The 23452-nt window shown below is 56.4% G+C and carries 20 protein-coding genes; 4 read left to right on the top strand and 16 right to left on the bottom strand.

The window, feature by feature from the left end:
- Position 1 precedes the first annotated feature (1 nt).
- The 4 genes from IFT53_RS10695 to IFT53_RS10680 all read right to left on the bottom strand — a co-directional run bounded on the left by IFT53_RS10695 (position 2) and on the right by IFT53_RS10680 (position 4904).
- Complete coding sequence (locus tag IFT53_RS10695; protein ID WP_192064690.1) at positions 2-1105, bottom strand: RHE_PE00001 family protein; 1104 nt, start codon at positions 1103-1105, stop codon at positions 2-4.
- A 70-nt stretch (positions 1106-1175) separates the two neighbouring features.
- Positions 1176-2504, bottom strand: coding sequence for a sensor histidine kinase (locus IFT53_RS10690; RefSeq protein WP_192064689.1), 1329 nt, complete (start codon positions 2502-2504; stop codon positions 1176-1178).
- A 4-nt stretch (positions 2505-2508) separates the two neighbouring features.
- Positions 2509-3162 carry a response regulator gene (locus IFT53_RS10685; RefSeq protein ID WP_192064688.1) on the bottom strand — a complete coding sequence of 218 codons (654 nt, stop codon included), beginning with the start codon at positions 3160-3162 and terminating at the stop codon, positions 2509-2511.
- A gap of 83 nt (positions 3163-3245) precedes the next feature.
- Positions 3246-4904 carry a phosphoethanolamine transferase gene (locus tag IFT53_RS10680; protein WP_192064687.1) on the bottom strand — a complete coding sequence of 553 codons (1659 nt, stop codon included), beginning with the start codon at positions 4902-4904 and terminating at the stop codon, positions 3246-3248.
- Positions 4905-5168: 264 nt separating this feature from the next.
- Here IFT53_RS10680 and IFT53_RS10675 point away from each other — a divergent pair, with 264 nt between their 5' ends.
- The gene (locus IFT53_RS10675) at positions 5169-5771 is read left to right on the top strand and encodes a hypothetical protein (RefSeq protein WP_197980203.1); all 603 of its coding nucleotides are present in this window, start codon (positions 5169-5171) and stop codon (positions 5769-5771) included.
- Here the strand turns inward: IFT53_RS10675 and IFT53_RS10670 are convergent, their stop codons facing one another.
- Together IFT53_RS10670 and IFT53_RS10665 are read right to left on the bottom strand one after the other, a co-directional pair.
- On the bottom strand, positions 5772-6788 hold the full coding sequence (locus IFT53_RS10670) for a DNA topoisomerase IB (RefSeq protein WP_192064686.1): 1017 nt from the start codon (positions 6786-6788) through the stop codon (positions 5772-5774).
- Between the two features lie 116 nt (positions 6789-6904).
- Entirely contained in the window at positions 6905-8134 is a 1230-nt protein-coding gene (locus IFT53_RS10665) for a PQQ-dependent sugar dehydrogenase (RefSeq protein WP_192064685.1), read from the bottom strand.
- A 189-nt stretch (positions 8135-8323) separates the two neighbouring features.
- Between IFT53_RS10665 and IFT53_RS10660 the strand changes: the two genes are divergently transcribed.
- Entirely contained in the window at positions 8324-8509 is a 186-nt protein-coding gene (locus IFT53_RS10660; RefSeq protein WP_042616506.1) for a hypothetical protein, read from the top strand.
- 6 nt (positions 8510-8515) lie between these two features.
- Here IFT53_RS10660 and IFT53_RS10655 read toward each other — a convergent pair whose 3' ends face one another.
- Genes IFT53_RS10655 through IFT53_RS10645 form a run of 3 tightly spaced genes read right to left on the bottom strand, consistent with a single transcriptional unit; the run spans position 8516 to position 10447 of the window.
- On the bottom strand, positions 8516-9139 hold the full coding sequence (locus IFT53_RS10655) for a class I SAM-dependent methyltransferase (protein WP_192064684.1): 624 nt from the start codon (positions 9137-9139) through the stop codon (positions 8516-8518).
- A gap of 7 nt (positions 9140-9146) precedes the next feature.
- On the bottom strand, positions 9147-9815 hold the full coding sequence (locus IFT53_RS10650) for a pseudouridine synthase (protein WP_192064683.1): 669 nt from the start codon (positions 9813-9815) through the stop codon (positions 9147-9149).
- 47 nt (positions 9816-9862) lie between these two features.
- Complete coding sequence (locus IFT53_RS10645) at positions 9863-10447, bottom strand: IMPACT family protein (protein ID WP_192064682.1); 585 nt, start codon at positions 10445-10447, stop codon at positions 9863-9865.
- 79 nt (positions 10448-10526) lie between these two features.
- Here IFT53_RS10645 and IFT53_RS10640 point away from each other — a divergent pair, with 79 nt between their 5' ends.
- Both IFT53_RS10640 and IFT53_RS10635 read left to right on the top strand, forming a co-directional pair.
- On the top strand, positions 10527-11741 hold the full coding sequence (locus tag IFT53_RS10640) for an NAD(P)/FAD-dependent oxidoreductase (RefSeq protein ID WP_192064681.1): 1215 nt from the start codon (positions 10527-10529) through the stop codon (positions 11739-11741).
- 140 nt (positions 11742-11881) lie between these two features.
- A complete protein-coding gene (locus IFT53_RS10635; RefSeq protein WP_192064680.1) occupies positions 11882-14818 on the top strand; it encodes a hybrid sensor histidine kinase/response regulator in 2937 nt (978 codons plus the stop codon).
- A gap of 13 nt (positions 14819-14831) precedes the next feature.
- Here IFT53_RS10635 and IFT53_RS10630 read toward each other — a convergent pair whose 3' ends face one another.
- The 7 genes from IFT53_RS10630 to exoK all read right to left on the bottom strand — a co-directional run bounded on the left by IFT53_RS10630 (position 14832) and on the right by exoK (position 23448).
- Positions 14832-15776, bottom strand: a complete 945-nt coding sequence (locus IFT53_RS10630; protein WP_192064679.1) for a 2-hydroxyacid dehydrogenase — start codon at positions 15774-15776, stop codon at positions 14832-14834.
- A 129-nt stretch (positions 15777-15905) separates the two neighbouring features.
- On the bottom strand, positions 15906-18254 hold the full coding sequence (locus IFT53_RS10625) for a polysaccharide biosynthesis tyrosine autokinase (RefSeq protein WP_192064678.1): 2349 nt from the start codon (positions 18252-18254) through the stop codon (positions 15906-15908).
- 206 nt (positions 18255-18460) lie between these two features.
- Entirely contained in the window at positions 18461-19456 is a 996-nt protein-coding gene (locus tag IFT53_RS10620; RefSeq protein ID WP_192064677.1) for a glycosyltransferase family 2 protein, read from the bottom strand.
- Positions 19453-20391, bottom strand: a complete 939-nt coding sequence (locus IFT53_RS10615; protein ID WP_274604078.1) for a glycosyltransferase — start codon at positions 20389-20391, stop codon at positions 19453-19455. Before IFT53_RS10615 ends, IFT53_RS10620 begins: the two co-directional genes overlap by 4 nt.
- Positions 20388-21404: a glycosyltransferase family 2 protein gene (locus IFT53_RS10610; protein WP_192064676.1), complete on the bottom strand. Its 1017-nt coding sequence runs from the start codon at positions 21402-21404 to the stop codon at positions 20388-20390. Before IFT53_RS10610 ends, IFT53_RS10615 begins: the two co-directional genes overlap by 4 nt.
- Before the next feature lie 14 nt (positions 21405-21418).
- On the bottom strand, positions 21419-22600 hold the full coding sequence (locus IFT53_RS10605; protein WP_192064675.1) for a glycosyltransferase: 1182 nt from the start codon (positions 22598-22600) through the stop codon (positions 21419-21421).
- A 56-nt stretch (positions 22601-22656) separates the two neighbouring features.
- Positions 22657-23448 (bottom strand): endo-1,3-1,4-beta-glycanase ExoK, encoded by a 792-nt coding sequence (gene exoK / locus IFT53_RS10600; protein WP_192064674.1) that lies wholly within the window; start codon positions 23446-23448, stop codon positions 22657-22659.
- Positions 23449-23452 lie beyond the last annotated feature (4 nt).

The following is a 23452-nucleotide window of genomic DNA, read 5'->3' as shown; positions in this document are numbered from 1 at the left end:
GTCACAGCACGCCCCATGCGCGGAAGCGCCCCCGGCCGGTCATTTCTCGCAATTCCAGCTGGTTGGCGAGGCCAACGGCACCCTGTGGTGTCGTTCCAAGAGCCTTGACGATCATTGACGTGGAGACGACGGGACGTGAAAGCACAAGAGCGATCAGCTCTGGCAGACGCGAATTGGAGCGCCGCCCCACAAGCTTTCGCTCGATGCGGTTCTTGGCCTGCAACAGTCGATCATGTTCCTTCAGCCCCAGCGTCGCCGCTTCATGAATGGCATCCAGACACGCGATCAAACGGTCCGGCGCGGTCCTTGCGTTTCGACGCTCTCTGGAAACCGCACGCAGACCAACACACATCGTAAGGAGATGGGCCTGTGTCAGCCCTTCCTCGCGCAGCAGGGCGGATGCGAGCTGCCGTCCAAGCCATGGGCTGCGCTGCAAGACTTCTAGCCTCTGCCATGCGTCCAGCGCTATGGCCGCTCGCAGAGTGGCTGGCAAGCCGATGCTACCCTGGAGCACGGTGCGCCATTCATTCAGTCTGTCCGTCTCGTTCCAGTCAGGATCGCGGGTGAGCGAAGAGGCCAGAGCTTGAGGTGGTGTCTTCTTGTCTTTCGTTATGGTGTCGAGGGTTGCCGAGCTTCGTGCGATCAGCCGGTCGATGGTAGACATTTCATCGTTGAGGGCACTGTCGTCTGGATCGTCATTTTCAACGTCCAAGATATCCGCTGGCACGACATCCCGCGCGATTGTCGCGTTGTGTTCAAGCTCTTCACCGCGCAGCCGGGAAAGGCCGGTGGGACTCAGCGCCCAGATGGGTTCATGACTAAACATTCGTCTGCGCGCGCGCAAAATACGGCTGGCGATGACGACCTCATGGGTTGGCGCACGGATATCCATATGGGCGTCATGGAGAACAAGGTCTTCGATGTGAACGAGCTCGCCGTCGACCCAGAGAGATGACACGGTCTCATGGAAATCCTGTCTTTCCAGAAAACCTTCCCGGAAAGGCGACTGGGAAACGCGTTCATCCAGCCGCGCCACCGCCTCCGTTGCGCGGGCCACAGGTAACATCAGCAGGGAAAGTGGCAGTCGGTCCACATCGTAAAGCATGAATTTTGATAGGTGACGCGAGAAATGAAAGCAATTTGTCCTTTGGCTTTCATATGGTTTTACCCGGTTTTCAGTTCCCCGGCAGAACAATCTTTGCTTCAAAACCGTCACTGCGCCCGGTTGCGGGAGACAGGAGGTGGAGCGATCCATTCATTTGCTGCACCAGATGGTGGACGATGGCCAGCCCAAGGCCAGACCCGCTGGCCTGCGTTGCACCGCGTGTGAACCGCGTCGTCAGCTTCGGCAACAGCGCCTTGTCTATGGTGGCACAATGGTTGACAACGCTGAGTGAATTATCGTTGCCGATGGAGATGTCCACCGGGGTGCCTGCCGGGCTGTGAACCAGCGCGTTTTCGACTAGATTGCGAACCACGATGCCAAAGGCGTCTGGATTGATCATGCCGTGAAGTTGTCCATCGCTCTTTAGGTGAAACTGAAGGCGTTTGGCCCCTGTCTCCGAGCGCGCCATGTCCTCAAGAACCAGTTCGACGATCTGTGCAAGATCGGTCTCTGTGCCCGATGTGCCGATGCCTGCTTCAGCCCGTGACATTTGCAGCAACTTTTCCGCCAGTTGGGCCAGATGCGAGAGCGAACGTTCGATCTGGTCGACACGCGGTTTGAATTCACCCGGAATATCGGCCTGCAATCGTTGTGCCTGTGCAAGTGCGCCAGCAATGGGAGTTCGAAGTTCGTGGGCGCTGTTGGACGCGAAAGCGCGCTCAGATTCCAGCGCGGCCCGCAACCGCTCCAGCAACAGATTGACCGAGCGTGCGATGGGATGCAGTTCGGCAGGCAAATGCGCATCACCGACAGGCACCATGTTGCCGCTATCCTTGCTGCTGATCTCATCCCGCAAGGTTTGGACAGGAGACAGCGTTCGCCGGACAACGAGAATGACAGCAATCATGCTTGCGGGAATAAGGAGAAGCATAGGCAGGATGAGAGCAGTCCCGGCCTCCATGATGGCTTCGCGGCGATTGGCGAATGCATCTGCCATTTGCAGATAGAGCCCGCCATCAGAAGTCACGACCGTATAGATGCGTTGCGTTGCCGTGTCCGCAAAGCCGGGAGAGAGAGGCACGTCGAAAGGCTCGGCCGGACTGTCGTGGGAGTGAAGAAGAACCTCGCCCTCGCGGTCGCGTACCTGATAGGTGAGATATTCCTCACCCCCGGCCGGTTGAACCAACCGGCGTTCCGCCTCCGGACTGCGTTCATTGAGATCGTCGGCGATCAGCGGCAGAAGTCTGTCTGCTGTTTCCTGCACGCCACTATCGAAAATTTCGGCAAACTCGTCCTGCATCACCATGATGCCGAGCGACGATGCGATGAGCCAGGACAAGACGACCACGCTCGTCAGCGCCGTCACCAGGCGGCGTGTCATGCTGTCGCTGCGTTTCATACGTTTATCTGATTGTGTAACCGAGGCCACGCACCGTCTCCACCCTGTCGGCACCTATTTTCTTGCGCAATCTGCTGACATAGACCTCAACCGTATTGCTCTCTATTTCCGCCCCGAATTCATAAAGCGTCTCATGCAGTTGCGCCTTGGAAACAACGGCTCCGGGGTGCTCGACCAGTTTTTCCAGCACGGCCCATTCCCGCGCGCTCAGCGTCATCGCGGTGCCGTTGACGGTGATGTTGCGCGCGACCTGATTGATTTCGATGCCGGGCAGTTTGACCACAGGCGCTGAACGGCCTTCATAGCGGCGCGATACGGCGAGCATGCGCGCGGTCAACTCCCCGAGATTGAAGGGTTTGACGAGATAGTCATCGGCCCCGGCATTCAAGCCTTCAATACGGTCGGACACCTGATCATGGGCAGTGAGAATGATCACTGGTGTGGGATCGTTGCGTTTGCGCAATGCTCGTAGAATTGAAAGACCTTCTCCATCCGGCAATCGCAGGTCAAGAAGGATGAGGCCATAGTCGACTGTCTCCGTTGCCGCACTGGCATCTCCAACGGTCTTGAACCAGTCCACCGCATGGCCTGCAGCTGCTACGTGGTCGCGGAGCGCTTCACCCAGAACATGGTCATCTTCGACAAGCAGAACACGCAAGCATACCTCGCTTTCAGGTCTGAATATTTCAGGCCGTGAATATTGGGTATGCTGCGCATTTTGTTCCGTCAAGCGCGCTATCGTCACGCGCTGGGCCGGTGCCTGCATCCACTGAACACATCCAGTGACGGATCGTAAACCGTGGTGGATATGTTCATCATGCCAAGAATGCTGTGAAAGAAGTCGTCATGAGAGCGCCCGCCCGCTTGCGCTTCTTTCATCATGCAGCTGGCATCCAGCCCCATGGACTTTGCAAAATCATCATCGAACCACACGATGAACGGGACGTGGGTCTGTTCCGATGGCGCTAGCAAGTAGGGCGCGCCATGGAGGTAGATGCCGTTCTCGCCGAGCGATTCTCCATGATCGGAGGCGTAGATCATGCCTGTTGCAAGCTTGTCCGACCGCGCCTTGAGCTTGTCGATAACACTTGCCAGAAAATGGTCTGTGTAGAGGATTGTGTTGTCGTAAGCGTTGACGATCTCGGTGTCCTTGCAGTCCGGCAATTCGGCGGTCTGGCAATCGGGTGTGAACTTTTTAAACTCGTCGGTGTAGCGCAGGTGATAGGTCGGGCCATGGCTTCCCAACTGGTGGAGTACGATGACACTGTCTTTGGTCACACCATCGAGCCAGCTGTCCAGGCGATCAAGAAAGATGTCGTCGCGGCATTCGCCCGTTGTGCAGAACTTTGGATCGAGTGCGGCGGTAAGATCGAAATAGGGCACCCGGTCCGCCACGTTCTTGCTTCCGGTATTGTTGTCCCACCAGCGCGCATCAACACCGGCATGGACCAGAACATCGAGCACATTCTCGTTTGAAAGTGCCTTGCTATGGCTGTATTCGGAGCGCGTAAAGCGAGAGAACATGCAGGGTATCGAGATTGCGGTCGCCGTGCCGCAGCTTACGGTGTTCGGGAAGTAGACAACGTTGCGCTTCTTGAGTTCGGGGTTCGTCTCCCGGGCATATCCGTTAAGCGAAAAGTTGACTGCACGGGCGGTTTCACCCGCGACAATAACTGTGATGCGAGGCTTGGTCACGCCGCCCAGTGCTGGCATGACCTTGGCGTCCAGTCCCGTCGGAGAAACGGTGAGTTTCGCTTCCTGATCGGCTTGTGAGAGATAACGCACTGTCGAAGAGATGGGCGTCACTGGATTAAGGCTTTTAAGGATATCCTTGTGCTGGCGAACTGCCGTCGTGAATGTCTTGGAATTTGCCGCAGCAACCGAAAAGACGACCGCAAGACAGCCGATGATGCTGATCGTATTCCACAGCACCTTACCGAAAAAAGGCCGGTGGTCGATCTTCACAAACGCTAGAAGAGCGATGGGGATGCCCGCAAAAATCGCGATGTGGAGCGCAAAGGCAGGCGTTAGCAGGTTGCCAGCTTCCGCCTGGGTGGTCTCGACAGCATTGCGCACCATGTCAGTGTCGATGACGGCACCGAACCGATCCATGAACCATGAAGATACGACGGCAATGGCGATCAACGCCGCGAAGATGGGTTTGGTCAGATATTTGATCGACATGAAAATGAAGATTGCCGAAAACGCGGCGCTCATCGCTACGTATAGGCCAAAGATAGCAACGGGATAGGCTGAGAGGTACGTATTCACCTTGGCCCAGAACGTATGGTTGGTCACAAACAGCAGATAAAGCGAAGTCGCAATACTCAGCGTTACGCTGCCGATGACTGGCCGCCGGATGCTACGTCCGCTTTTGAGTGTTTGGTATGATAGTGCCATAGGTTTGACTTTCCGCTGCTTGTGCATTCACTGCTGCGGATGTGTCATGTACCTGACATGAAGCTGAACGTTACCAGAGGGAGCCTTTATGGAAGGCAAATGCTCATCTGATGAGCGTTTTAACGATTGTTAAAATCTACCCTTCAAAACGTGCCGTATTTCTTTGTTTTCATATCTGTACATTCAAACTTACGTGATCTCCCCGGACGCACCGTTCTGCTGTTGCCGGATGTTGCCCGTTCTCGCGCTAGGAATGGAATTCAGATGGCTTCGCTGCTCTTTTCGAAAACGCTGATTTCGATGTCGCTCCTGTTTCCTCTTGTCGCCTATGCAAGCGAGGACCTGCCGAGCCGAGACCAGATCGCGTTGATGGCGCAGATCAAGAAAAGCGATCTGGCCGGGGTGGCCCGAAAGACCAGGGATGTGGATGCTCGTCCTGCGTCTCCGGGGGAAATCGTGATCACCTATATCAAGGGGCAGGGGGTGGAAACGCGCTCCCGGCCTGCCGAAAAGGGCGACTGGGTGGTGCGCAATCGCTGCGAGGAAACCGGCAACGAGGAAATTCTGGTGAAGGCGCGCAACTTCGCGGATCGGTATGGTGAGCCGCTGTCGGAGGCGGACGCCGCAGGGTATCGCGCCTTCAGGCCCAGAGGCAAAAATATGAGCTACTTCATCGTGAGTGATGAGATCGGGCCGTTCAACTTCAGGGCGCCTTGGAACGAGATGATGATCGCCTTGCCCGGCGATGCGATCGTGCAGGTCGAGGCGGATGAAAGCGATACATATCGCGTTGCAGCAGAAGCCTTTCGCTGCACTTACGAAATCGTCAATCCGCCCAGAATGATCATTGATGCGGCCATGCGGTGATCAGGCCAAAAACTCGATCAGCCGTCTCTCATCGGCTTTCAGCCCGGCGATGGGCTTCAGGTCGCTCGCCAATATTTTCTCAAGCCGCTTCATGGATTTTTCCTCCGTTGCAATATCCAGCACGTCAGGGTGAACGTAGCTTTTGCGGCAAATGGCGGGCGTGTTGGAAAGTTCTTCGGATGCAGCCACGCACATTCCCTTGATTGTGGGTCGTTCCGCGCTGTTCAGCGCGCGCGTTGCGTTCCCGAAGGCCGCGAGCGTCCCGCCCCAGGTTCTGAAAGTCTTTGCGGATATTCCTTCACCCGCGCTTTGGGAGATATAGGCATTGAGCGCGCTGGAATCGACAGGGTGCACAAGACCGCTCTCATCCTGCCAGACAAAGAGTTGCCTGCCGGGAAGGTCTGCGATGTTCTCGAGAATCCGCTGTAGCCGAGGGTGTTTGAGCTTGCGCTGGACGCGCTGACCACCCTTTGCGGCAAATCGCAGCTCAATCGTTTCCCCGAACGAAACGTGCTTCTTCAAAAGTGTCGTGGCGCCGTAGGTTCCATTTGTCTCAAGATAGGTCTTGTTGCCGACGCGCAAGTGAGCTGCGTCGAGCAACAGCACAAGCGCGGCAAGTGTTGCCTCGGGCCCGTAGCCATTTGTTGAAAGATCAGCAGTCGCGCGTCTGCGGATGGCAGGCAAAGCTTCGCCGAATGTCTTGAGCTGATAGAACTTGTTCTCGCCCCGCAACGCGTGCCAGTCTGGATGATAGCGGTACTGTTTGCGGCCTCTCACATCAAACCCGGTGGCCTGAAGGTGGCCAGACGGATCGATGCAAATCCAGACCCGGTCATATGCGGGCGGCACTCCAAGCGATTTCAGCCGTGTTAGCTCGATCTTGTCAGACAAAAGGCCGCCATCGGGAAGCCGGTATGAGAAGCCCTTGCCGCGACGCTCTCGGGTGATGCCGGGCTCCTGATCGGTGACATAGGTCAGCCCAACTTTTTTCAGAATGCGAATTGGAAGCTGGTTCATGTGTTTTTATTGCTCCTCACCTTTGTGAGCAATAATGCGCCCGATTGGCATCCGTTCCCGCTAAGGGGAAGCAAGATGAGAGCGGTTTGAGTCCGCTCTCATCTTTTTTCTTTCGGTCAGGCGCCCGGTGCGAGTTTCAGAATTTGCGACTTTCCGCCCCCGCGTTGCTCGGTCACGGCATAAACAGCGCCATCGTCGCCAATCTTCACATCGCGGATTCGCGCTTCCAGCGGAAAGCGGCCTTCCGACACGACCTTGTCATTGTCCATCTTGAGGACAACAAGTCCCTGGCTAACAAGCCCACCGATGATGAGCGAGCCTTTCCACTCAGGAATGGCGTCGGAGTCGTAGGCGGCCATGCCGGAAGGGCCGATCACTGGGTCCCAGTAATAGGTCGGCTGTTCCATGCCTTCTTTAGCCGTCAGGCCTTCTCCTACCGCACCGCCGCTATATTCCATGCCGTAGGTTATGACAGGCCAGCCATAGTTGAGACCGGCTTTTGGCAAGTTCAGCTCATCACCACCCTTGGGACCATGTTCCACGGTCCATAGACGCCCCTGCCCATCGACCACTGCGGACTGGACGTTGCGGTGACCGTAGCTCCATATCTCAGGCAGCGCATCTTTTTGGTCAACAAACGGGTTACCGTCGAAGGCCTTGCCGTCCTTATCAATGCGGAAGACCTTTCCAAGTCCGCTGCCAAGATCCTGAGCCTGCACGCGAGGCTCCTTGTCCGAGCGCTCTCCAACCGTGACGTAAAGCTCACCCTTTGGCCCGAAGGCGAGGCGGGATCCGAAATGCTTGTCGCCATCATAGGTCGGCGTCTGGCGGAAAATCACCTTCGTGTCTTCAAGAACGGCGTTGCCGCCGCTTTCCATAAGCTTGGCGGAGGCAACGGAAGTGCCGTTGCCGCCATCCCGGGGTTCGGAAAAGGAGAAGTAGATCATTTTTGAGGTATCGAAATCCGGCGCGAGCGCGATATCGAGCAGGCCCCCCTGACCATCCGATGCCACTTCTGGAAGACCTTCAAGCGGTTTTCCAGCCTTGCCATCGGCTACGATGTGCATCGCCCCGTCTTTTGCAGCCACGAGCATACGCCCATCCGGCAGGATTTCCATCGACCACAAATGCGGGAGATCATCGGCAACAACCGTTTTGACGAGCGACGGCATTTTTTCAGGCTGCGCTGCGCGTGTCTGCCCCTCGAATGCGGGCTTCTGGTCAGGCGCGTTTGCCGGTTTCGTTTCCGCTGGGGCAGGCGTTTGAGCATGGGCGGTCTGTGCCAGGGGTGCTGCGAGGAACATTGAAAGAATGGTTGATGTCAGCAGGTGTTGAGCGCGCGTCATTGGTCTCCCTTCCGTTAGCTTTGCTTGAACCAAACATGTGGGGAGATTTTTCGTTCAACCCATGGGTTTCAATAAAACTTGATTCCAATGTGTAAATAATAGGGTGCTTATATATGGCGGGTGAAAAGTAGTGGGGAACATCAAGCCTTTCAGCGAGTTAAGCGGTGTCGCAAATCTTGGGAGGCCCGCATGCAAGTTCTTGATAACAGGGAAATCGAATCTACGGAGATCAAGCCGATCCTGAGCGTCGAGGATTTTTGCCGCCGCTACCGGCTGGATGAAAGTGAAGAATCACGCTTGCGCACACTATTCGGCGACTTTGCGTCCCGTCACGAACTGCTGATGAATGCTCAACGCAAGCCAAACTTTCGATGATACGCGTCAGGCGGGATCACCGCCCAAAATCATGAAGACATCATAGCGAGTTGTTTTACCGAGAAGCTGATGCGAAGGTTTTCTGATGCCTGGCATCGGCTCTGCCCGTGCTGGCCATTTGAGAACAACGCGTTTTTTTGCATGGGCGAGCGCAATTTCCATCAGCTCAGTCTGATCAGGGTCTGCCCCGACCAATTCCCTCAGCACACGCATTTCCTTTTTGACCAATGCCGTATTCTGCCGGGGAGGGTGCATGGGATCAATCACGATCACCTCTGGTGAGAGCGTAGGGATCAGCACGCGAGAATCGCCATGTAGCAGCGTCATTCTGGAGACGATTTCACGATAGATGCCGCCTTCTGCATCGGCCCGAGCGATCGCATCCTTGAGCAATGCGTGCATATCGGGCGACCGCTCAATCAAGGTCACTTCTGCCCCTAAAGATGCCAGCAAGAACGCATCTCGGCCGAGACCCGCCGTTGCATCCACGATTGCGGGCGTTTTGCCGTTCTTCAAACCGGCGGCCTTTGCCAGCGCCTGCCCACGGCCTTCACCAGAACGCAAGCGGTGGCCAACGGCACCACCCACGAAATCGATGATGAAACTGTCTTCGCGATCTTTGTTTGTCATCGTCATCTCAAAACGGGCAAGGCACGGTAAAGCTTACATCACGACCATCGGGGTGGCGGAAGCTGATGCTTTGCGCATGCAGCAGCAATCGATCAGACGCCGCAAGCGCATCTGCCTGTGCGTAAAATTCATCACCCAGAATGGGGTGGCCAATGGCTTTCAGGTGGACACGCAATTGATGCGTTCTGCCCGTCAACGGGTGAAGCTGCAGCCGCGTTGCCGGTAAAGAAAGGCGCTCAAGCAGCTTCCAATCCGTCTGGGCCTGCTTGCCGCTCTCATGATCAACGCGATGGCGCGGTTTATTGTCGGGGTCAATGGCGAGCGGCAGATCGATATGCCCGGTTTCGCCGTCAACATGACCCCAGACCACAGCTATATAGGTCTTTGTCGTTGCACGATTTTCAAACTGCGAGGCCACGCTGGCATGGGCACGGCGGTTGAGGGACATCAGGACAATGCCGGAGGTGTCCTTGTCCAACCGGTTGATCATCAATGCCTTTGGAAACTGCTTTTGAAGCCTTGTCGCGAGGCTATCGGAAAGCGCGGGATCGCGGCCAGGAACGGACAGCAGCCCGCTGGGCTTGTTCAGAACAAGCAGGTCGTCATCCTGATGAATGATGGAAACATACGGCTCCATCGGGGGATTGTAGATCGGGTTTGCAAGCTCAGATATCATGCTGCCTCATAGCATGGATTTGACCATTGGCCAGCGGTGGCTACCGCTCACGGAAGCGGAATGGTAACACGCCCGCTGGTGAGGTCCATCACCATTCTCGCAACATCCTCTGCACTGGAAACCGGTATGGATAGGCTTAACTTCGCGCCATGATCGGTAAAGGTTTCCGCCGTAATCGTCAGGTGAGAAACGGCTGTGAGCCTCGATTTGACCAGAGCAAGATCAGAGAAAATGCAGTCAATTTCTGTCGATAGCGTCGGGATGACCGGCGTCTTCTCGCCGTTTCGCAGACATGTCGCAGCCGTGCCGCCATAGGCCCGCATCAAGCCGCCGCTGCCCAAAAGAATGCCGCCGAACCATCGGGTGACCAAAACCGCAATGCAATCGAGTGATTGCCCGTCGATTGCCTGTAAGATGGGTTTTCCGGCTGTCCCGGAGGGTTCGCCATCATCGCTGAAGCGGTAGACCTGCCCAACCCGCCATGCCCAGCAATTGTGGGTCGCTGTGGCATCGGAGTTCTGGTCGATGAAATGTCTGGCAGCATCTTCATCCGCAACCGGGTTTGCGAAGGCGATGAAGCGACTTTTCTTGATCTCTTGCGAGAAGGTTTCAGGGCGATTGAGCGTGAACATATAAGGTCAATAGCGCATGTACCGGCACTGGCAAATCGGTATAAGGCGTATGGAATTCAATTGCGTTGGAAATCGTATGATGCACGGCAAGCAAGTGACAATCGTCGGCGGTGGGCCTGCCGGCCTTATGGCGGCGGAGGTATTATCTGCAGCCGGAGTTGGCGTGACTGTTTATGAAGCCATGCCGACCGTTGCCCGCAAGTTTCTTATGGCTGGTAAATCTGGTTTGAACATCACCCATGCCGAGGCGTATGACGCTTTCACGACCCGGTTTGGCGGTGCGCAGGGCAGGCTTCGGGAAGCATTGGACGATTTTACGCCCGATATGCTGCGCGCATGGGCGCTTTCTCTTGGACAGGAAACGTTCATCGGCACATCCGGGCGCGTGTTTCCTGTCTCCATGAAGGCCTCGCCGCTTTTGCGAGCCTGGCTGCAGCGGCTGGAAGCGCAGGGCGTGGAGATCAAGACGCGGCATCGTTGGACGGGTTTTGAAGGCGACGCGCTGGCATTTGAAACGCCGACAGGCCCCATCACGGTCAAAAGCGGCGCGGTCCTGCTTGCTCTTGGCGGGGCAAGCTGGCCGAAGCTGGGGTCTAACGCCGCATGGGTGCCATGGCTTCGGGAAAAGGGCGTTGTCATCAATGATTTTCAACCTGCTAATTGCGGTTTCGATACGCTTTGGAGCGATCATTTCCGGGAACATTTCGCAGGCATCCCGGTAAAGTCGGTGGCCGTCACGTCGCAAGCCGGGCGGATCGAGGGTGAATTTGTTGTAACGCGGCATGGCGTCGAAGGCAGTCTGATCTACGCTCACGCGGCGGCGGTGCGCGATGGTTTCCAAGGTGGTGAAAAGCCAGTTCTGCTGGTTGATCTGACACCGGGCCGAACCGAGCAGCGTCTTGCGAAAGACCTTGAGCGGCATCCCCGCAAGGACAGCCTTTCCAACAAGCTGCGCAAGGCCGTTGGCCTTTCTCCGGTCAAAATCGCATTGCTGCGGGAGCATCAATCTGAGCTCGCCATGATGTCTGCGCAAGACCTAGCGGGCTTGATAAAGGCCCTGCCAATCACACTCGAATCACCACGCCCGATCGCCGAGGCAATTTCGAGCGCGGGTGGAATCGACTGGGGTGAAATCGACCCATGTTCGATGCTGACGAAAGTACCTGGAATATTTGCAGCCGGGGAGATGCTGGACTGGGAAGCGCCAACAGGCGGATATCTCCTAACTGCTTGTTTTGCTTCGGGTAAATTTGCCGCCATGGGGGTTTTGGACGCGCTTGTGCGGGCAGGATAACCATATAGTGTGATCTGTATTGCGTACTTTAGAAAAAAACGCTTGATAAGTGACTTCGGATCAAGTGGTAAGATCAGTCAATGTGCTTCTTTGACTGAAACTGCGATGTACGGAAGTTTGCGCTCCCATTGGTGACATGAATGACTGATTTTTCTGGATTGGGCCAATGGCCTATTGGCGGCGGCGAGGCTGGCGCGCTTGTGCGCGCATTTGATTGGTCAAAGACGTCGCTTGGCCCGATATCGTCATGGCCCGCCAACCTCCGCCACAAGGTGAATTCCGTCGTCAATTCACCAATCCCACAAGTGCTGATGTGGGGCAAAGACCACGTCATGATCTACAATGACGGCTATATCGAGATCGCCGGGAGCTATCATCCCAGAGCGCTCGGAGGCACTGTGCCGGATATCTGGCCTGAAATTTGGGAATGGAATAGCACCATTCTCGATGCGGGTTTTCGTGGGGCCGTGCAGTCATTCCGCGACCAGACGATGATTTTGAACCGCAATGGACAGCCTGAACATGTCGTGTTTGACCTGTTTTACACGCCAATCCACAATGATGACGGTACGGTTGATGGCGTTTTGTGCACCGTGCTTGAAAACACCGACAAGGTGAAAGCCATTTCCGATCTTGCCGCCAGTCGGGAAGAGCTCAGCAGGCTTACCGACGCTCTCCCGATACTCGTCGGCTTCATCGATAAGGATCATATCTACAGGTTCGCCAATCAGGGTTATCTGAACTGGTTCAATTGGCGCCCGGAGGATGTTTTGGGACAAAAGGCAGCTGATGTTGTGGGAGAGGCTTTTTATCAGGCCCGCCTACCGTTCATCAATCGCGCCATGGCCGGAGAGACGGTCATCCATGATGCCGATATTCGCCGTCCCGATGGCACACTGTGTGCGGTCGAAATACGCCATGTTCCCCGCTATACGGCAAAGGGTGATGTTGACGGTTGCTATGTGCTGATCATCGACATTGACGCTCGTAAACGCGTCGAGACCGAGCTTCAGATCAGCAACAACAGGTTCAGGGCGGCGGTCAATGCGGTCCACGGTGTCTTGTGGACGAACAGCCCTGACGGCAAGATGCTTGGCGTCCAGAGCGGCTGGGCCGGACTGACAGGCCAGACACTTGACGAGTATCAGGACTATGGCTGGGCAAATGCCGTCCACCCTGACGATCAGGAAGGTTCGATCCGCAGTTGGAACGAAGCTGTTGCGGCTAAATCCACCTATCTCTGGGAGCACCGGGTTCGCCGACATGACGGCGTTTATCGCACTTTCACCATCAGGGCCGTGCCCATTCTGGATGACAATGCTACGCTCATCGAGTGGGTCGGCGTGCATACCGACATTACGGATCAGCGCGCCGCAGAGTTGGCGCTGCAGGAGCATTCTGCCAATCTCGAGCGGGAAATCCGTCACCGCCAGCGTGCGGAAGACCAACTTCGCCAATTGAATGAAAGCCTTGAAGCCCGCGTCGCAACCGAGATTGCCGAACGTCAGCATGCGGAACGTGCGCTTCAACAGGCGCAAAAGATGGAGTCCATCGGTCAGTTGACGGGCGGCGTCGCCCATGACTTCAACAATCTGTTGCAGGTTGTCGCGGGCAATCTCCAGCTTCTCGCAAAGGATGTTGCGGGCAATGAGCGTGCAGAGCGGCGCGTGGGCAACGCGCTGGCGGGTGTTAGCCGTGGCGCGAAGCTTGCCAGCCAATTGCTTGCTTTTGGACGCCGTCAGGCGCTGGAGCCGAGGGTCATCAATATTGGGCGGTTCGTCGCTGGTATGGATGATCTTTTGCGCCGTTCCATCGGTGAGGCTGTTGAAGTCGAGGTGATCACGGCTGGCGGTTTGTGGAACACTTTCGCCGATCCTGCGCAGGTCGAGAATGCGTTGCTGAATCTCGCCATCAATGCGCGCGATGCCATGGAGGGATCGGGAAAGCTCACCATCGAGGTTGGCAATGCGTCCCTCGATCTGGACTATGCACGAACCCATGCCGAGGTCGAGCCTGGGCAATATGTCATGTTGGCGGTCACCGATACGGGCTCTGGCATGGCGCCAGAGATTGTTGACAAGGTGTTCGAGCCGTTTTTCTCGACCAAACCCGAGGGCAAAGGCACAGGCCTCGGCCTTTCGATGGTCTACGGATTCGTCAAACAGTCAGGTGGTCACGTCAAGATTTACAGTGAGATAGGGCAGGGCACGACCGTAAAGGTCTATCTTCCGCGCTCTCTCGCTGACGAAGATCGTGAAGTCATTGTGCAGGACGGCCCTGTGGTTGGCGGCAGCGAGACGGTTCTGGTTGTCGAGGATGATGACGAGGTCCGTAGCATCGTTGTCGAAACGCTGACAGATCTCGGCTATCGGGTCTTGACGGCGAGGGATGCGCAGGCGGGTCTAACGGTTGCCGAAAGTGGCGTGCCGATCGATGTCATCTTCACCGACGTGGTAATGCCGGGGCCGTTGAAGAGCAGCGAAATGGCGCGGCGGGCCAAAGAGCGCTTGCCCCATCTCGCGATCCTCTTCACCTCGGGTTATACCGAAAATTCGATCGTTCACGGCGGCAAGCTGGATGCGGGCGTGGAGCTTTTGTCCAAGCCTTATACGCGAGACGCCCTTGCAAGACGTCTGCGGCACGTCATTGCGAATCAGAAGCAGAGAATTGAAGCGGGTAAGGATAGGACCATCGTGCCTGATGTCAGAGTAACGGAGCCTAAGACGCCAGCGATGCGTGTCCTGCTCGTGGAAGATGATGAACTCATCCGCATGAACACCAGCGACATACTGATGGAAAGCGGCCATACGGTCATCGAGGCGGCGAACGCGACACAGGCCATCGATCTCACCGAGCGAGAAGAGTTTGATGTGCTGATGACCGATGTCGGCCTGCCGGATATGAGCGGCGGCGATCTATGTGTTGCCATCAAACAGCGCCGCCCGTCTGTCGGAGTTGTGTTTGCTACAGGCGACAACTTCTTGCCTGATAATGCCCCTGCAGGCTCAGTTCTGCTCTGCAAGCCTTATAATGAGAGCGACGTGCGGGATGCCATCATCAAGGCGATGGGTGGATAAGGTCTTTGCTGCGTCAGTAACCGCGGGTCATGTCCACGGTTGCTGGCAACTGGCCTGTTTCCCGCCACCTGCGGATATTGGCTGCCACGATTTTCGCGGCGGTCTTGCGATTTGTCGGCGCAGAGATATGGGGCAGAACAGTCACATTCGGGTGGTTCCAGAAGACCGAAGTCTGGTGCAGAGGTTCGGTTTCGAAAACATCCAGAACCGCGTGCGATAGGTGTCCGTCGTCCAGCGCCTTGATGAGATCATCGCCAATGATGACGGCTCCGCGTGCGAAGTTGATGATGGATGCGCCGTGTTTCATCTGTCTGATGCGGCGTTCATTCAGCAGCCCGCGCGTCTCGACCGTCAAGGGAACAAGGCAGACGAGAATATCGCTGCGCTCCAGAAGTTCTGACAAACCGTCTTCGCCAGAAAGGGCTTCCACGCCGTCCAACGTCTTGGCCGAACGGCTCCAGCCGATGGTTTCAAAACCGGCGTTAAGCAGGCGTTCACTGGCAGCCACGCCAAGAGCGCCGAGCCCCAGAATGCCGACAGTCACATCGCTTGGGTGACGATATTCGATCTCCTGCCAAAGCGCGTGTTTTTGGTTGTCGCGGTAGGCAGGCATGTCGCGGTGTAGGTAATAGGTCCAGGCCAGGACAGCTTCCGCCATGACGCGGGACAATTCCGGGTCGGTCAGCCGCACAATGGGTGGCGCAAGAGTTCCGAGCTCCGATACCAGACGCTCGACGCCGGCCCACAGGCTATGGATCCATTTGACCCCTGTTAGCTTGGCAATATCGGCAGGGTCCGGGTTGGCTACGATGGCGATTTGCGCCTGCGCCCGTTGCTCATCATTCATGGATTGAAATGGCAGGATGACCTCGCCAGGCAGAGCTTGCGAAAGCATGGCAACCCACTCTTCTGCATCGGCGTCGGGCGAGCGGGAGACGAAAGCAATGGTAGACGCCATGGGTAAGATGATCCTGCGCTGATGTGATGCGAACACATCAATGCGGAAAAGAACGGTTCAAATCCAGCGAATATTGCGCTCTGAGGTCCAAAAAAATGCCCGCACAAGGCGGGCATTTCAGCTTGGGGATCAGGCCGGCTCGGCAACCGGCTTTTTGGCGTCGCCATAATAGGCCGAGAACTGATCGTGATAGTGCTCTGAGCCGCCGGGCCCTGCATAGCGTTGCAGCTCCGTCATGTCGGTCTTGTTCAGCACAATCCCGAGCGTCTTGCTGGCAATCTCCGGCTCGTGGTTCATCAGGTTCTGAACCATCTGTATAGGTGTCTTACCCCATTCGGTAACAAATACGAAGCCATCGACCTGCGAAGCAAATGCCTTGGCATCGATGACCGGCACCACGGGGGCAAGGTCAACGATGATGTAGTCGCAGGCTTCGCGGGCCGACTCCATAAACTTGCGCATGCCCGACGATGCTAGAAGTTCGCTGGAATGGGCGAACTGATTGCTGGTCGAAACCGGCAGAATGCCCATTTTCGTGCGGCTATCCATCTTCACAGCCTTGGTCCATGGAACCTCATCCAGCACCACCTCCACCAGACCTGCAGATTGGCGCGTCGTCAGCATGCGGCTGAGGCCGGGGTTGCGAATATCGGCATCCACGACGAGCGTCCGCTTGCCGGTCGTCGCAATCAGGCCTGCCAGATTGAGAGCCACAACGGACTTACCTTCGTTGGGCAGGCAGGAAATCACGCCGATCACGCGGCACTGCTTTTCCTGAATGACCACGTCTGCGGTCAGTTTCACGTTGCGCAGAGTCTCGGTAAAGCTGGAGCGCGGACTATCGACCGCAAGCCGCAACATTTTCTGGAACGAGACCTGCCCATTATCCTCGATGTCGGTGTCGGGGATTTCCGGCATGGCAGCCCCCGTTTCGGATTTTGTCGTTTCCACCCCTTTTTCACCGATGAAGGGCAGGTACCCCAGAAACCGCATGCGCAGATTGTCGCGTACATCATTGCCGGTATGGAAATACCGATCCCGGAATTCGAGAACTGCTGCGACGCCCCCGCCCAACATCAGACCAAGCACGATTGAAAGTGCCATGGTCATCGTCTTTTTCGGGCTGGACGGCGCAGTCGGCAGGCCAGCTTCTGAGATCACACGCGCCTTGGCAATCGGGAAGGACTGCTTCTGCGATGCCTCTTCGAAGCGGCCGAGATAGGATTCGTAGAGCGTCTTGAGGGCGGCCGCCTGTTGTTCAAGTTCACGAAGCTTGACCAAAGTCATGTTGGCTTCGGAGTTGCGACCTGCAACGCGGTCTATGTTTTCGCGCAACGACTGGACGCGAGACTCGGTTACATCGAACTCATTCTTGAACCCGCCGGTCAGTTGCAACAGTTCCTGATAGATCTGGCGGGCGAGGTCGCCCTTTTCGCTTTCCAGCGCGATGGCCTGAGGGTGATCCTTGCCGAATTGCTGGACAACGCCACGTTCACGGTCGGAAATGGCGATGTAACGCTTGCGAAGATCCTGAATTACGGTGTTGTCAGTGTCCCGCGCGGAAACAATGGCATTGTTGACCGCATTGTCAGGGCCCTGATCCGTGATGGATTTATACTGCGTATAACGCGCAGAGGCGGTTGCCGCATCGGCCTGCGCTGCGATGAGTTGTCCGTTCAAGTCTGAAAGCTGGCTTTCGGACATCAACTCGCCGCGTGACGACACGATGTTGTTGGCAGCCTTGTATTTTTCAACAGCCAGCGACGCGGCCTGAGAGCGCTGGTTGAGGTCTGTCAGCCGCTCCTGAAGCCATACGGAAGCGCGTTCCGTGGCATCAAAATTCGCGTTCAGCTGTTCAGTCAGATAGGAGTTGGCATAGGTCTTGGCGATCTGCGTGGCAAGTTGCCGGTCAATGGAGCGAATGGAGATCGCGATGACCGAGCTTCTCCCGACGCGCTCGACTGTCAGCGCCTGCTGAATCACCGCTGCAGCCTTTTCGCGGCGACCATTGCGCATGGCTTCCTCGGAAGCGGGCGGTGAGTTCGGGGTCAGGAGATCGACCACGACCTTGATCGACGATTTTACCAGGTCCACCGGTGACTTTGGTGGATTGACGATGGTGTCATTGGCATCAAGGGCGGCTTTATCCACCACCGTCAGGGCCATTTCCTTGGACTTCAGAATTTCGACGGCACTGGCAATGCGATTGTCGACGATCTGGGCCGCAGGCACGGGGCTCTCATCTTCTGCATAGCGGGAGAGGCTATCGTCCAGCAGAACCTGGGTCATCGCGGTATAGACCGGCGTGGCGAAGAGAAGATAGGCGCCCGCCAGGATCATCATGGCGATAACGCAAGCTGCGATGATCTTTGCTCTGCGCATCACCGCAGCCCAAAGCCGATCGAGATCGATGAACGTATCGGCGTCCTTGGACGCGTCGGAAAAGTTTAAATTCGATTTAAAGGTCTTATGGTGCATGGACCCACCTTGTACTTAAATACGGCGAACGGGAAGGCCGTTCTCCTGCCTCCCCGCCTCCCATTACTGTTTGAGTCAGGCTGCTTTTATGCGGCATTCGTGATGAGAAACTGGCACGATCATCATGCCCGCTACGCTGCACGCTTTTGTTGGAGCCTTGTGTGGTTTCACGGTCGTTTCCTTGATTAAATGTGTTGGGCGCGCGCTCAAGATGTCTGCCTTTTGCCGGCCCTGTGAGCGCGCGATGAGAAGATCGAATCGCGAAGTTTTTTCAACCGCACTTCTACAGGCATGCGAAGATGGCGCAGCGCCGCAGGATTGCGTGCCGCGATCCTCAGAACATCACCGATTGACCGGCGTTTGATACCGGAGACCAGCAGCAGAAAATTCCGGGCCTCCACAAGGCTGCGTGTGCGCAGGGTCTGCGCCTTTGTCGCTTCGGGTGAGAGCGGGTAGCGTTCCAGAAAGTCCGCATCTGCCGACATCATGGCATCTACGTGGTGGAGCTCGAGGACGCGCGAAATGGAACCCTCGCGGATGTTATACACATAACCCGCCGTAGGCTCGATGGCGCACGAACCGCCAGCCGCGAGCGCGGATGCAAGCAGCAGATAGTCCTCACCAATGCGAAGATCGGTGCGAAAACGCAGGCCCTGCGCGTTCAGAAATTCGCGCAGGAACATCGGTTTCATGTAGCCGAAATTGAACGTCGAACGAAACAGGATGTTGGAGGCGATGAAATCTTCAAGTGTCAGCGTCCCGCGCTGCTGCAAGAACGCCTCTTCGAACATCGTCTCGGACGGCCGACCATCTGTGTAAACGACATCGAGATTATCAACGGCAATAGTTGCCCCCGTCTGCTCGGCCCGGGCGATCATGCGGGATGTGCGTGCGGGAAGAATGACATCGTCGGAATCCAGCACCGCAATCCATCTGCCGGTTGCAGCTTCTATTCCGGCATTGCGCGCACCGCCGGGACCGACATTTTCGTCCAGCGCGATGAGCCGCACGCGGGGATCGTTCATCGTAAATGCATTGATGATTTCGCGGGTGGCATCGCTCGACTTGTCGTCCACCACGATAACTTCCAGCGTAACCAGCGCCTGATCCAGCGCGCTCTGAACAGCCGGGACAATTGTCGCGGCCGAATTATAGGCTGCGATTACGAATGTAACATCGGGTTGTATCGAGGCTTCCGTCATGTCGCCTCCACTGTGCCGTACTGGCGAATTTCCTTGACACCAACTGCTCCGCTGACCGAGCCGAGATGCAGCGCCACACGCAGCAGTTGCCGGTTACGGCGAACCGGATCAAAAATGGCAAGCAGCGCCAGGCCAGCGCATGCCACAGCCTTGGCTCCTGCCGTGGTGGCTTGTGGAACGCGTCGAAGCCCCGGCTTACTTTCGGCCAGCAGGCGCCCATGGGTCTGGCCAGAGCGGAAGCGCCTTTTGGCAAGCCATTTGAAGCTTGCGCGGGTGTCCGGCACAGGTTCGGAAAGAACCGCCTTTTCAGCGTAAGCAATGCGACCGCCATCGGCGTGCATGTGCGAGAAGAAATGCGTGTCTTCGCCGCCGCTCTGCCCCAGGGAGAGGGCGAAGCGTCGACCTGATACAGAAGGTGCACTCATTTTCAGCAGCGTGTTGCATGTATAGCCGGTGATGATGTCACCCTTGACCCAGACCGGAAAGGTGGAATGGAAATCACCCTTGCGCATCCAGCCCGGAACCGTTGTCTTGTAGATCGCGGTCACCGGACCAAGCACAGCCTCAGCGCTCGTTTCCCGCGCGGTTTGCAGCAGCTCTGAGAGCCACTCCCTTGGAGCGGTCTCGTCGTCATCGATGAAGGCAAGGTAATCCGCTTCGCAAGCGGAAAGGCAAGCATTTCGGGCAATTGAGATGTTCGATTTCGGGCAGTGAACATAGATGATATCTAAGGGCGAGACCGCCCGCAGATTGTCGATTGTGGCTTTGGCACTGGGCTCTGCGTCGTTGTCGGCCACGATCAGCCGCACGGTAACGCCCGCGGGAACATCGAGCTCAAACAAGGATGTCAACGTCGCGACGACAGCGGGCCTGCGGTAGGTACAGATGCCGATATCGATTTTAAGAGGTGTAGGCACGGGCAGGGTATCTGTCATGATACGGCCTTTCCCACCACGGGCGCAGGTGTGGTGACAGAGCCAGCAAGCTCAAGCCAGAAGCCGGTTGACCATGCGAAATGCATGACCATGGCTGCAAACGCCACAAGCGGACCGTATGGATTTTTCTGTGCAATTGCCATCCACAACCCGTAGCCAGCGCATGCGGCAATCCAAAGGCAGAGTGGGATGATCGCGGCCCAGTGGAACACACCAAGCAATGCAAAGACTGCTACGGGCATCACGGCAAGCGGAATCATCTGACGGATTTTCGGCGAGGACTTGTGTTTCAGCAGGTTTTTAGCTCGTCCGCGACCATAGGCCATATATTGTTTGAACAACGGCCTGACATTGGACCGAGGATAATAGGTCATGCGCGTCTTGTCTGTCATCCAGATCCTGAAGCCAGCCTTTCTCAAGCGGTAATCCAGCTCCGCATCCTCATTGTGGCTGAACGTTTCGTCATATCCACCCACTGCGGTGAAAGCAGATATGCGCATCAACGCGTGATGTCCGTGATCGATCCAATGACCTTTCGCACCGTCACGATGTTTGGAACCGCCATTGCCTAGTTTGGAGTTCTGCGCCATGGCCGTGGCTTTCTGGAACGTGCCATGGCCGACTGTTTCCATGCCGACGACAACCGAATCTGCCCCGGTTTTGACAGCATCCTCGATCAGTCGCTGGCAATAATCATCCGGGTAGTCGCCATGGGCGTCGATGCGAATGAGATAGTCGTAACCTTCCCCGAACATCTCGACGGCGAGGTTAATGCCAGCACTCTGGATCCGCTTCGGATTGGCCAGCAAGATGACGCGAGGGTCTTGCCGTGAAAAAGCTGCCACGATATCGCGGGTTCCGTCCGTGCTTCCACCATCGGCCACGATGACGCGGTCGCCAGCGTGGTTGAGAGTGCTGGCGAACTTCAGCAGCAGATCATCGATCGTCTTGGCCTCATTGAGGCACGGGATGACGACGAGAGTTTTGATGTCTGGAACAGGTTGCGACTTCATGACTTTGACCCCCGTCAAACTGTTGAAAGCTTGGCTTCCAAGGCGCGGCCATTGTGCGGCGCAGCCAGGGAGGCGAGTTTGTGAACGAGCTGGATACAATCCTGATGATCGGTCACCCAGTATTTAGGGTCGATCGCGGCAAGATCTCGGAATTTTTCGAGATAAGCTTGCTCTCCCAGGCTCTCGAAAAACGCTTGTAGTGTCGTTGCATCGGCAATATCCAGCACATGGCCGATGTTTTTCGTCTTCAGAAAATTGGCCGTTTCAGTGCCGTCAACGGCAATAGGCAGCGTGCCATAGAGGCAGCCTTCATAGAGCCTATTTGGTAACAACCAGCTCGAGTTCTGCCCTTCCTCGAAGAAGTCGATGGCCCAGGTAAACTGCACCTCGTTATAGATTGCGGCCAGATCCTCCGGGTTTTTGTAAGCACCCTGAAAGCTTATATGCGGCGCTTTCGCAACGAAGCCATCGAAATCATCGAACTCCGAATAGGCCGGACGTCCGCGCAATATCACTTCGACCTTGCCATCCATGCGCTTGGCAAAATCTGCAAGGATTTCCAGTGATTTGCGGCAGCGAAGTGCGCCGAACCAGCCGATTTTCCATGGCTCACCAGCTTTGGGCGCACGCGGCTCGGGCTGCGTCTGCATTCCACCATCCAGCATCAGAACCTTGTTTTCCTGCAGCAGCACCGGTAGATGCAGGCCGGATCTAGGTGCGAAGTAATGGCTTACAAAGGCAGGTGAACTTGTGATCAGCAGTTTCGCGTTGCGGGCAAAATAACGCTGTGCGGCATTTACCAGCTTGCCCACCGGTCCTTCGTTCAGCAGCAGGCGGTGAATGTCGAGGCACTCATAGACGACAGGTACATCTGACCCAAAAATGGCCGAGGCCCGCCGGGCCAGCGCCAGCATTTCGAGATTGCGGGCGATGATTACATCGGGTTTTGGCACAGCGTGCATCGCGCCGCGCAATGATGCGCTTGATTTGATAATCGAGGCGATCCGCTGCGCAAACCGCCCATCTGCAGTCTCGCCCAGAACGATCGGTGTTACGCCATCCACAGTCGCAAGCCTGTTTTCGCCGCGCGTAAAGCCTGCAAGGCTGACACGTGCCCCACCCGCCTGCAACGTCATGACGCGCCGGCGTATGGCCGGGTCGGCAAGGTCGTGGGCGAGGTAAAGAATTTGCGTCATGAAAAGGTCCTGGGACAATATGTTGGCATCAACGATCAAACGGCATTCTTGTTTCGTCAGTTTGACAGGCAGGCGACCGATTCCGGGAACTGGCACTTATCGCCAAGCGCCGTAAACGCCATACGATCCACCGACATGATCGTTGGGCCGCTATAGGCAAACTTGCCCATCCAGCTTTTCAGCGTATCGGTGCCCCACAGGCTGAAGAAAATTTTCTGCGGGTTCTGTGGAATTTTTGAAGGATCGGTCACCTCGTGAATGAGCTTTCCGTTCAAGAAATAGCGTAGCCGTGTCGGCTCCCAGACGAAGGCGTAATCATTGAACGCCTTGTCCGCACCGCCAGCGACATCCATCAGCTTCTCGTTGCCGCCCTTGGCAGAGATGTATTGGTTAAGCTGAACCTGAGATGTGTTCTTGCCCAACACTTCCATGTCGATTTCATCATGCGGCTTCTTATCGGTCGGGCCGATATAGGTGAAGAAGGCCGAGTTCAGGCCCGAACCTGTCGCAGTCTGAATGCGAGCTTCGTAAGTTCCGTAGCGATAGCGACCCTTGGTCTGGATTTCACCGCATGAAAACTCACGATCGCCAGCCTTGCCTTCCTGAAAGCCAAGCTGAAGTTTGCCCTCTTCGAACTTCACCAGTTTCTTGGACCATGTGCAGTTCTGGTGTGGGCCGTTGTTCCAGCCATCGGATACGTACCAGAAGGAGCGGTCCATGCTGTCGAAGTTTTCGACGAAAGACTTGCCGTTGCTCTCCTGTGCTGTGGCAACGGATGCACCGAGGCCAGACATGAGAAGAGCTGATATGATCAAGCGCGAGTGAACGCTGCTAAGACGTGCGGACATGGGT

It is taken from the genome of Rhizobium sp. CFBP 13644, assembly GCF_014842165.1.
GTDB lineage: Bacteria > Pseudomonadota > Alphaproteobacteria > Rhizobiales > Rhizobiaceae > Agrobacterium > Agrobacterium tumefaciens_C.
The sequence above is the reverse complement of the archived record's forward strand: the minus strand, read 5'-3'. Positions and strand labels throughout refer to the sequence as shown.